At 71.0% G+C, this 9987-nt stretch carries 10 protein-coding genes; 9 read left to right on the top strand and 1 reads right to left on the bottom strand.

Annotation, left to right across the window (positions count from 1 at the left end):
* Positions 1–219 precede the first annotated feature (219 nt).
* The 7 genes from ACTCB7_RS08230 (at position 220) to ACTCB7_RS08200 (ending at position 7458) form a co-directional block, all read left to right on the top strand.
* A complete protein-coding gene (locus tag ACTCB7_RS08230) occupies positions 220–885 on the top strand; it encodes an ABC transporter ATP-binding protein (protein WP_463006272.1) in 666 nt (221 codons plus the stop codon).
* Complete coding sequence (locus tag ACTCB7_RS08225; RefSeq protein WP_463006271.1) at positions 882–3389, top strand: ABC transporter permease; 2508 nt, start codon at positions 882–884, stop codon at positions 3387–3389. The genes ACTCB7_RS08230 and ACTCB7_RS08225 overlap by 4 nt, the downstream gene beginning before the upstream one ends.
* Positions 3386–4534 carry a lipocalin-like domain-containing protein gene (locus ACTCB7_RS08220; RefSeq protein WP_463006270.1) on the top strand — a complete coding sequence of 383 codons (1149 nt, stop codon included), beginning with the start codon at positions 3386–3388 and terminating at the stop codon, positions 4532–4534. Before ACTCB7_RS08225 ends, ACTCB7_RS08220 begins: the two co-directional genes overlap by 4 nt.
* A 100-nt stretch (positions 4535–4634) precedes the next feature.
* A complete protein-coding gene (gloA, locus tag ACTCB7_RS08215; RefSeq protein ID WP_224415996.1) occupies positions 4635–5171 on the top strand; it encodes a lactoylglutathione lyase in 537 nt (178 codons plus the stop codon).
* A 55-nt stretch (positions 5172–5226) separates the two neighbouring features.
* Positions 5227–6129 carry a LysR family transcriptional regulator gene (locus ACTCB7_RS08210; protein WP_463006269.1) on the top strand — a complete coding sequence of 301 codons (903 nt, stop codon included), beginning with the start codon at positions 5227–5229 and terminating at the stop codon, positions 6127–6129.
* 120 nt (positions 6130–6249) lie between these two features.
* The gene (locus tag ACTCB7_RS08205; protein ID WP_463006268.1) at positions 6250–6672 is read left to right on the top strand and encodes a DoxX family protein; all 423 of its coding nucleotides are present in this window, start codon (positions 6250–6252) and stop codon (positions 6670–6672) included.
* Positions 6673–6720: 48 nt separating this feature from the next.
* Positions 6721–7458: a dioxygenase family protein gene (locus ACTCB7_RS08200; protein ID WP_463006267.1), complete on the top strand. Its 738-nt coding sequence runs from the start codon at positions 6721–6723 to the stop codon at positions 7456–7458.
* A 101-nt stretch (positions 7459–7559) separates the two neighbouring features.
* Here the strand turns inward: ACTCB7_RS08200 and ACTCB7_RS08195 are convergent, their stop codons facing one another.
* Positions 7560–8522: an ABC transporter substrate-binding protein gene (locus ACTCB7_RS08195; RefSeq protein ID WP_463006266.1), complete on the bottom strand. Its 963-nt coding sequence runs from the start codon at positions 8520–8522 to the stop codon at positions 7560–7562.
* Between the two features lie 210 nt (positions 8523–8732).
* On the opposite strand from ACTCB7_RS08195, the gene ACTCB7_RS08190 reads away from it, so the two are divergent.
* Together ACTCB7_RS08190 and ACTCB7_RS08185 are read left to right on the top strand one after the other, a co-directional pair.
* Positions 8733–9197 carry a C40 family peptidase gene (locus tag ACTCB7_RS08190; protein ID WP_463006274.1) on the top strand — a complete coding sequence of 155 codons (465 nt, stop codon included), beginning with the start codon at positions 8733–8735 and terminating at the stop codon, positions 9195–9197.
* 123 nt (positions 9198–9320) lie between these two features.
* Positions 9321–9953 carry a peroxiredoxin gene (locus ACTCB7_RS08185; protein WP_463006265.1) on the top strand — a complete coding sequence of 211 codons (633 nt, stop codon included), beginning with the start codon at positions 9321–9323 and terminating at the stop codon, positions 9951–9953.
* Positions 9954–9987 lie beyond the last annotated feature (34 nt).

The raw sequence follows: 9987 nt of genomic DNA, 5'->3' as shown, positions 1-9987 counted from the left end.
TGGCACGCATCGCCTTTTCACTGATGAAGCATGAGACGGGATATCGCCCTCCAAGCCCCATCAAGGCTTGACGGGCAACATAGAATCTCCCACGGCCAGATTCCGGCACCGAGAGATGGCAGCTAGCGGCCTGGGGGCCGCCTCTAAGACCAACGGTGAGCGAGCGTTCGCCCCGGGCTTTGCTAATATGCTCGGACATGCCCGCAAGAGAGCCCGGCGATGCTGCAACTGACCGACGTGGCCAAGAGCTACCCGACGCCCCAGGGGCCGCTGTTCGTCCTCGACGGCATCGACCTGCGACTGGCCCCCGGCGAGAGCCTGGCGCTGATGGGCGAGTCGGGCAGCGGCAAGTCGACGCTCCTGCACCTGGCCGCGGGGCTCGACGTGCCCGACCGCGGCGAGATCCACTTCCTCGAGCAGGCGCTGTCGACGCTCGACGAGCCGGGCCGCGCCGACCTGCGCCGCCGCCACCTGGGGCTGGTGTTCCAGCAGTTTCACCTGGTGCCCAGCCTGGCGGTGATCGACAACCTGACCCTGCAGGCCCGCCTCGCCGATCGCGAGGACCCCGACTGGACCGCCCACCTGCTCGAGCGCCTGGGCCTGGCCGGGCTCGAGCAGCGCTACCCGGAGCAGCTCTCCGGCGGCCAGCAGCAGCGCCTGGCGATCGGCCGGGCGCTGGCGACGCGTCCCGACCTGCTGCTCGCCGACGAACCCACCGGCAACCTGGATGAGGCCGCCGCGGATCGCGTGCTCGCCCTGCTGCACGAGCTGATTCGCGAGAGTCGCTGCGCCCTGCTGATGGTCACCCACAGCGCACGGGTCGCCGCCCCGCTGGACCGCTGCCTGCACCTGCATTACGGCCGCCTGGAGCCCGTCGAGCCATGAACCGCCAGCCAGCCCGGCGCGTCGGCGTGGTGGGCGTGACCCTGGCCACCCTGCTGTCCCACTACCGCCGCCATCCCGGCCAGCTGGCGATGCTGCTGCTGGGGCTGTGGGTGGCCGGCGCGCTGTGGAGCAGCGTGCAGGCCATCAACGCCACCGCCCGCGACAGCTACGCCCGGGCCGAGGCGCTGTTCGAGACCCGGCTCGACCGCATCGAGCGCCGCGACGGCACGCCGCTGTCGCCGGCCACCTATGCGGCCCTGCGTCGCGACGGCATCGCGGTCTCGCCGCTGGTATCGGGCGAGCTGGCCCTGGCGGGCACCGCCGAAGGGCAGCCGCCGGCGCGTCTGCTGGGCATCGACCCGCTGACCCTGCCGGGCACCTCGCCGCTGGCCCGCCATACCGGCGATGCCGCCTCGCTGCGCGACTGGCTGCTGCCGCCGTACCGCCTGCGCGCCGCCCCGGACGTGGCCGACGCCGCCCGGCGCGATCCGCGCCTGCCGCCGGTGGAAGTGGACGCCAGCCTGCCGCCCGCCACGCTGGTCACCGACATCGGCGTCGCCCAGCGGCTGCTGGGGCTGGCGGGCCCCACCCGGCTGGTGATCGCCCCCGAGGCTCCCGCCGAGCTGCCCGACGCCCTGATGCGCATCCCGGCCCGCCAGCTGGCCTCGCCGGGCCAGCTCGCCGACAGCTTTCACCTCAATCTGACCGCCATGGGGCTGCTGGCGCTGGTGGTCGGCCTGTTCATCGTGCATGCCGCCCTGGGGCTGGCGCTGGAACAGCGTCTGGGCCTGCTGCGCACGCTGCGCGCCCTGGGCGTGCCGGGCCGCACCCTGGTCGTCGCCCTCGGTCTGGAACTGCTGACCCTGGGTCTGGTCGGCGCCGGGCTGGGCATCCTCGGCGGCGTGCTGCTGGCCCGGCTGCTGCTGCCGGATGTCGCCGCCAGCCTGGCGTCGCTCTACGACAGCCACGTCGGCACCCGCCTGGCGCTGCCCTGGCACTTCTGGCTGGGCGGCGTGGCCATCATCCTCGGTGGGCTGGCCAGCGCCGGCGCGGGCCTGCTGTGGCGGGTCGCGCGGCTCGACGTGCTGGCACTGGGCCATGCCCAGGCCTGGCGGGCCCGGCTGGGCGGCCTGCTGCGCCGGCAGGCCTGGGCCGGCGGCGCCCTGATCATGCTGGCCGCGGGGCTCGGCGGCTGGCTGTGGCTGACCGGCGACCGGCAGCTGGTCGCCGGCTTCGTGATGGTCACCGCGGCGCTGCTCGGCGTGACCCTGTGGCTGCCCGCCTGGCTGGCCGGTAGCTGGCGGCTCGCGGCCCGGCTCGGTCGGCGCCGGGCACTCTGGGCCTGGGCGCTGGCCGACCTGCAGCTGCAGCTGCCGCGCCTGCAGCTGCCGATGATGGCCCTGCTGCTGGCGCTGGCCACCAACCTGGGGGTGAGCAGCATGGTCGGCGGCTTTCGCCTGACCTTCCTCGACTGGCTCGACCAGCGCCTGCTCGCCGATCTCTACCTCCACCCCGAGGCCGAGCGCCACGACGCGCTGCAGGCCTGGCTCGCCGACCAGCCGGAGGTCGCCACGCTGCTGCCGGCGCGCCATGCCGAGGCCACGCTGCTCGACGCCGCGGCGCAGTCGGCGGCCCCGGTGGCACTGTTCGGCATCCGCCCCGCGGCGGTGCTGCGCGCGCACTGGCCGCTGCGTCTGCCCGCGGCAGAGCGTGACGCGGCCTGGCAGGCGCTGGCGGCGGGCGAGGTGTTCGTCAACGAGCAGCTGGCCAACCGCTATCGCCGCCGCCCCGGCGACACCCTCACGCTGCGCGGTGCCGACGGCCGCCGCCACCGGCTGAGCATCGCCGCGATCTATCCCGACTACGGCAACCCCCGCCCCGAGGTGGTCATGCCCGTGGCACGGCTGACCCGCGTGTTCGCCGCGCCCCCCGGCAGCCTCGGCGTGGTGCTGCGCGACGCGCCCGGGTCACGTCGCCAGCGGCTCGACGCCCTCGTCACACGGCTCGCCGCCCGCTTCGGCCCTGCCACGGCCGAATCCGCGATCGACCAGCAGGCGCTGAAGGCGGACGCGACCCGGGTCTTCGAACGCACCTTCGCCATCACCCGCGCCCTCGACGCCCTGACCCTCGGCGTGGCCGCCCTGGCCCTGCTGACCACCCTGCTGGCCCAGGCCGGGACCCGTCGCGCCCAGCTGGCGCCGCTCTGGGCGCTGGGCGTGTCGCGCCGGCGGCTGGTCGGCGTGCAGTGCCTGCAGCTCACCGGTACCGCGCTGGGCACGGCCTTGCTGGCGCTGCCCCTGGGCCTCGCCCTGGCCTGGGCGCTGGTGGCGGTGATCAACGTCGCGGCCTTCGGCTGGCGGCTGCCGCTGCACCTCTTTCCGCTGCAGCTGCTCGTCACCCTGGGGCTGGCGGTGCTGGTCGCCGGCCTGGCCGCGCTGCTGCCCGCCTGGCGCCTGTGGCGGATGCCGCCCCGCCAGCTGCTTCAGGAGTTCGCCGCGACATGAAGTACCTCAGGCTGCTGCTGGCCGGGGTGCTGGTCGCCCTGCTGGCCGTCGGCCTCTGGCGGGGCTGGCACTCGACGCCGGAACAGGACACGGCCCGCGGCTACGCCGGCCTGGGCAGCGCCGCCGAGGGCTACGCCGAGGCCCGCCCCGGCGACCGGCTCGTCTTTCCCGCCGACCACGGCGCGCACCCCGACTACCGCATCGAGTGGTGGTACCTGACCGCCAACCTCGAGGACGCCGCGGGCCGGCCGTTCGGCATCCAGTGGACGCTGTTCCGCCAGGCCCTGGCGCCGCCCGGCGCGACCGAGGCGGCCCCCGACTCGCCCTGGACGAGCCGCCAGCTGTGGATGGCCCATGCCGCGGTCTCCACGCCCGACGGGCACCGCGCCGCCGAGCGCTTCGCCCGCGACATGACCCCGGCCGAGGGCCCGGGGCCGGCGGGGGTGCGCGCCGCGCCCTTCGCCGCCTGGCTGGACGACTGGCGACTCGCCGCCCCCGACGGCACGGACAGCGGTCTCGACGCTCTCACCGTGCGCGCCGCCGGCGACGGCTTCGCCTATCGCCTGACGCTCGCGGCACACGGCCCGCGGGTCATCCACGGCGACCACGGCTTCAGCCGCAAGTCCGCCGACGGCCAGGGCTCGATCTACTACAGCCAGCCGTTCTACCGGATCGCCGGCACGCTGACGGTGGATGGCGAAGAGCACGCGGTGAGCGGCCGCGCCTGGCTGGACCGCGAATGGAGCAGCCAGCTGCTGGGGCCGGGGCAGTCGGGCTGGGACTGGTTCTCGCTGCACCTCGACGGCGGAGCCAAGCTGATGGCGTTTCGCCTGCGCGGTGCCGGCCGCTCGGGCGGCGACTACCTCTCGGGCAGCTGGATCGCCGCCGACGGCACCGTCACGCCGCTCGACGGCGACGCCCTGCGCCTGACGCCGCTGGCTCGCTCGCCGGTCGCCGGTCGTGAGCTGCCCACCGCCTGGCGCGTGCAGGTGCCCGCGCAGGCACTCGATGTGCGCGTCGCGGCGGTGCATCCCGACCAGTGGATGGCCACCACCTTCGCCTACTGGGAAGGCATGGTGCGCGTCACGGACACGCAGGACGGCACGCCGCACGGCATCGGCTACCTGGAGATGACCGGCTACTGAGCCCCGCGCTTGGCGGCGACGGGGCGGCGTGGCAGGCTAGGCGGACGGCCCCGGGGCGCCGGCGACCAGGCGCCCCTCGATTCTTGTGCAAGGAGCTCCCATGACCCTGTTCACCGAAGAACACCCCGGCGTCGAGACTCACGTGCCGCCGGAAACCGCCGGCTTCACGCTCAATCACTCCATGCTGCGGGTCAAGGATCCGCGGCGCTCGCTGGCCTTCTACAGCCGGGTCTTCGGCATGCGCGTGCTGCGCAAGCTGGACTTCGAGGAGATGCAGTTCACCCTCTACTTCCTGGCACGCCTCGAGGAGGAGGACGAGGTCCCCGAGCAGACCTGCGACCGCACCATCTGGACCTTCAACCAGCGCGGCCTGCTGGAGCTGACCCACAACTGGGGCACCGAGGACCAGGCCGACTTCGCCTACCACGACGGCAACAGCGAGCCCCAGGGCTTCGGCCACATCTGCTTCTCGGTCCCTGACCTCGGCAGCGCCGTCCAGTGGCTCGACGAGAACGGCGTCGAGTTCGTCAAGCGCCCGGAACAGGGCAAGATGAAGAACGTCGCCTTCGTCAAGGACCCGGACGGCTACTGGATCGAGATCGTCGAGCCGGCGCTGATGGGCAACGTCGGCGCCTGACCCGTCTTTACCCCGGGCCCTTCCGCGAGGGCCCGATACCCCGGATCACATGCCCATGAACCGGCTCGACGCCATGACCGCCTTCGTGCGGGTCGCCGAACTCGGCAGTTATACCCGTGCCGCCGAGGCACTGGATCTGTCGCGCACGCGTGTTTCCCGCCAGGTCATGGCGCTCGAGGAACACCTGGGGGTGCGCCTGCTGCAGCGCACCACCCGCCGATTGCATCTCACCGAGGCGGGGGAGCGCTATCTGGCACGCGCCCAGAGCATCCTGCAAAGCCTGGAGGACGCCGACGCGGAGGTCGGCAGCGGCACCACCGAGATGCGCGGTCGACTGCGCCTCAACGGCCCGATGAGCTTCGGTACCCGCTATCTGTCGCCGCTGGTGGCCCGCTTCATGGCCGAGCACCCCGCCCTGGAGGTGCGCCTCGACCTCAACGACCGGCGGGTCGACCTGCTCGAGGAGGGCTACGACCTGGCGATCCGCATCGGCAGCCTGCCCGATTCCAGCCTGGTCGCCCGACGCCTGACCCGCTGCAAGCTGCTGCTGTGCGCCGCGCCCGACTACCTGTCCCGGTACGGCACGCCGCGCCGTCTGGCGGATCTGGAGAGTCACCGTTGCCTGCGCTACCGCACCGGCGGCCGGGGCGGCGACTGGCAGTTCGGCGGCAGCGGCTTCACGGTGCGCGGCCCGCTCGAGAGCAACAACGGCGATGTGCTGACCCACGCCGCCGAGGCCGGGCTGGGGATCGCCCAGCAGCCCAGCTTCCTGATCACCGACAGCATCGCCAGCGGGCGTCTGGTGCCGATCGCGCTCGAGGAACCCACGGTCAGCCTGGATGTCCACGGCCTTTACCCCGCCCGGCGCCACCTGCCGGCCAAGGTCGACCACTTCCTGAACACCCTGGCCGAGGCCTGGGGCGACCCGCCCGGCTGGGAGCGGGAACTGGGCCTGTGATGTGGCGGAACTGTCGCTGATAGCGCAACAGTCCTTTGCCAGATCTGAAGATTATCTCCGCCGTCCATGCGAATAGAGTGAGGCCATTCACGGCAACCCTCGCTGACGGAGACCCCTCTCATGACCCGCCATACAGCCCCCTCGACCCCGCTCGACGCCCTGCAACCCGCCGCCATCACCCTGCTGCGTGTGGCGCTAGGGGCCATGACCCTGGCCCACGGCCTGCTCAAGCTGTTCGTCTTCACGGTGCCCGGCACCGTCGGCTATTTCGAGTCGCTGGGACTGCCCGGCAGCTTCGCCTACCTGGCCATCCTGGCGGAAGTGGGCGGCGGCCTGGCGCTGCTGCTGGGCCTCTACACGCGCTGGATCAGCCTGGCGCTGATTCCGCTGCTGCTCGGCGCCACCTGGGTACACGCCGGCAACGGCTGGGTGTTTTCCAGCGACGGCGGCGGCTGGGAATTCCCGGTATTCTGGACCCTTGCCCTGCTGGTGCAGGCCGGGCTCGGCGGCGGCCGCCTGATCTTACATCCGCGCTTCGCCTGACCCCGGCGCCGCCTGCGGGCGGCGCCTACCCATTCGGAGATCGCCACCATGCTACCCAGCCTCTTCCTCTCTCACGGCTCGCCGATGCTGGCGCTGACCCGCACCCCGGCCCACGATTTCCTGCGCGAACTGGGCCGCCGGCTTCGCCCCACCGCGGCGGTGGTCGTCTCGGCTCACTGGGAAAGCCGCGAACTGCAGGTCAGCACCAGCGAACAGCCCGAAACGATCCATGATTTCGGCGGCTTCCCCCGCGAACTGTTCGAGCGCCACTATCCGGCGCCGGGCGACCCGGTGCTGGCCGGACGACTGGCCCACGAACTCGGCGCCGCACCGGTGGAGCGCGGCCTGGATCACGGCGCCTGGGTGCCGCTGTCGCTGATGTTCCCCGAAGCGGACGTGCCGGTGGTATCGCTGTCGCTGCCCAGGGGCCGAGCGAATGCCGAGCTGGCCGCGCTCGGCGAGCGGCTCGGCTCCCTGCGTGACGATGACGTGCTGGTGATCGGTTCCGGCAGCCTGACCCACGACCTGCGCTCGATGGCGCCTCTCGAGGCACCGACACCGGCGTGGGTCGATGAATTCACCGACTGGGTCCACGAGCGGCTGATCGCCGGCGACCGCGAGGCCCTGCTCGACTGGCAGCACGCGCCCCAGGCACTGGCCAACCATCCCACGCCCGAGCATTTCCTGCCGCTGCTGGTGGCCATGGGCGCCGGAGGACGGGCCGAGCGGCTGCACCACAGCGTGGAATACGGCGCGCTGGCCATGGACGCCTACGCCTTCGCCTGAGCCGCCCCGTCAGACGCGCCTGCAACGAACGAGGCCGCCCGATGGGCGGCCTCGTCATGTCGGGTATCAGTCCCTTCTCGGGTACCAGTCCCTACGTCGTATCAGGCGTCCAGGTCGAAGGCCACCTTGGCCGCCGGCCAGGCAGGCTTGCCATCGGCGGTGGTCACACCGTCCAGAAACCCTTTCACCTTGGCCGGGTGAGCCTGCATCCACTCCACCGCCACCTTGTCGGCGGGCTTCTCCTCGTAGCCGTAGCCGCGGATCATCGCGCTCTGATCGTCGGCGGTGAACACCAGCTGGTCGAGCAGCCGGGTGATGTTGGGGTTGGCGTCGGCAAACGCCTGGGTCACCAGGGTCTTGACGTCACTGCGCCCGCCGTTCGGCCCCCACAGGTCCTTGGGGTCGTCCAGGTAGGTGATGTCGTACTCGATGTTCATCCAGTGCGGCGTCCAGCCGGCGAAGACGATCCACTGGTGCTCGTTCATGGCCGCCTTGGCGGCGCCCAGCATGCCCGGCGTGGAGGTCTCGGAAAGCTTCCAGTCGCCCAGCCCGTAGAGGTTCTTGTCGGCGCCGGCGTTGAGCTGATCGCTCATCCCGGTACCGGCCTCGATGGAGTACACGGTACGCCCGAAGCGCTCGGCGTTCTGCGGTGCGTTCAGATCCTCGGCGGAGGTCACGCCGGCCTCATAGACGTAGGTGGGCACCGCAAAGCCGATCCGGGCACCGTCGACGTTGTTGCCCAGGTCGACGAGGGTCTGCTTCTTCATCGCCGCCTCGTACATGCTCTGCTGGGCGGGCAGCCAGCCGGCGAGGAAGACATCGACCTCGTTCTGGTTCATCGCCTGATAGGTGATGGTAGTCCCCAGTTGCTGCTGCTTGGACGCATAGCCCAGGGTGTCGAGCAGCTGGGTAGCCAGTGCCGTCTTGACGGTGACGCCCGGCCAGGGCGGCACAGCGAAGGTCACGGGGTCGTCCGCCTGGGCGAACGCGGCGCTGCCGGCGCCGAGTGTGCCGACGGCCAGGATGGCGGAAAGCCAGTGAACGGTATGGCTGGATGACTTCATGCTTGACTCCTTAACGCATCATTATTCTTTGAAGGAATGACTATAACACATACTTATCACCTGGCCGCCAGCGCCCCCTCCGGCTAGGCTTGACCGAAAACCCATCGAGAATCCCCCGGAGTCCGCCGCATGCCGTATTGCGCCCCGTTGTCCGCGGCCACCGCCGTTTACCCCGGGGTCGCCACCTCGCCGCACCGGCGTTTCGCCGCCATGTATCTCGTTCTGCTGCTGGCCGTGCTCGGTCTCGCCGGATGCGCCGGGCCGCAGCTGCAGACGGCCGACCTCGGCGGCGGGCAGGCGGCGCCGCTGTCCATCGAACGGGCGATGATCCTTGCCAATGCCCGCCAGGCGCTGGGCACGCCTTACGTCTTCGGCGGGGCATCGCCACGGGGCGTGGACTGCTCGGGGCTGGTGCAGATGACCTACCGCGCCGCCGGCCTGCAGGTGCCGCGCACCGCCGAACAGCAGTACGAGGCGTTGCCGGCGCGCGACGTCGCCCGTCCCGGCGACCTGCTATTCTTCGGCTCAGGGGCCCGCGCCACTCACGTCGGCATCTATCTGGGCGGCGGCCGGATGATCCACGCACCGGGCCGCGGCCGCGAGGTGACCACCACGCCGCTGCAGATCGACTACTGGCAGGAGCATTTTCTCGGTGTGGCGGGGCCGGCGCCCTGAGGCCGGTTTTCATGCCGTCCGGCGCTTTTCCTGGCCCGAGGGGTTGTTTCCCCCGCCAAGGGCCCCGATGTCATAGTAGCGAGTCACGATGTTTCTCATCGGTTCCAACCAAGGAGGTTCGATATGGCACTGCATCTCGGTGATACCGCCCCGGATTTCACGCAGGAAAGTACCGAAGGCACCATTCATTTCCATGAGTGGGTCGGCGACAACTGGGTGATCCTCTTCTCGCATCCCAAGGACTTCACCCCGGTCTGCACCACCGAGCTGGGCGAGGTGTCGCGGCTCAAGCCGGAATTCGAGAAGCGCAACGCCAAGGCCATCGGCCTGTCGGTGGACCCGCTCGAGGACCACAAGGCCTGGGCCGGCGACATCCAGGAAACCCAGGGGCACGCCCTGAACTTCCCGCTGCTGGCCGATGCCGACCGCAAGGTGAGCACGCTCTATGACATGATCCACCCCAAGGCCAACGATACCCTGACGGTGCGCAGCGTGTTCATCATCGACCCGGCCAAGAAGGTGCGGCTGACCATCACCTATCCGGCCAGCACCGGCCGCAACTTCGCGGAGATCCTGCGGGTGCTCGACAGCCTGCAGCTCACCGACAACGAGAAGGTCGCCACGCCGGTCAACTGGAACAAGGGCGACGACTGCATCATCGTGCCGGCGCTGTCCAACGAGGAGGCCAAGCAGCGCTTCCCGCAGGGCTGGGACGAGAAGAAGCCCTACCTGCGCATGGTCAAGCTCGACAAGTGAGCCCTCGGTCCCGGCCGCCCGGCCGGGACCTCGT

The sequence above is a fragment of the Modicisalibacter sp. genome (genome assembly GCF_055145905.1).
This window is presented reverse-complemented; position numbering and strand designations above follow the sequence as displayed.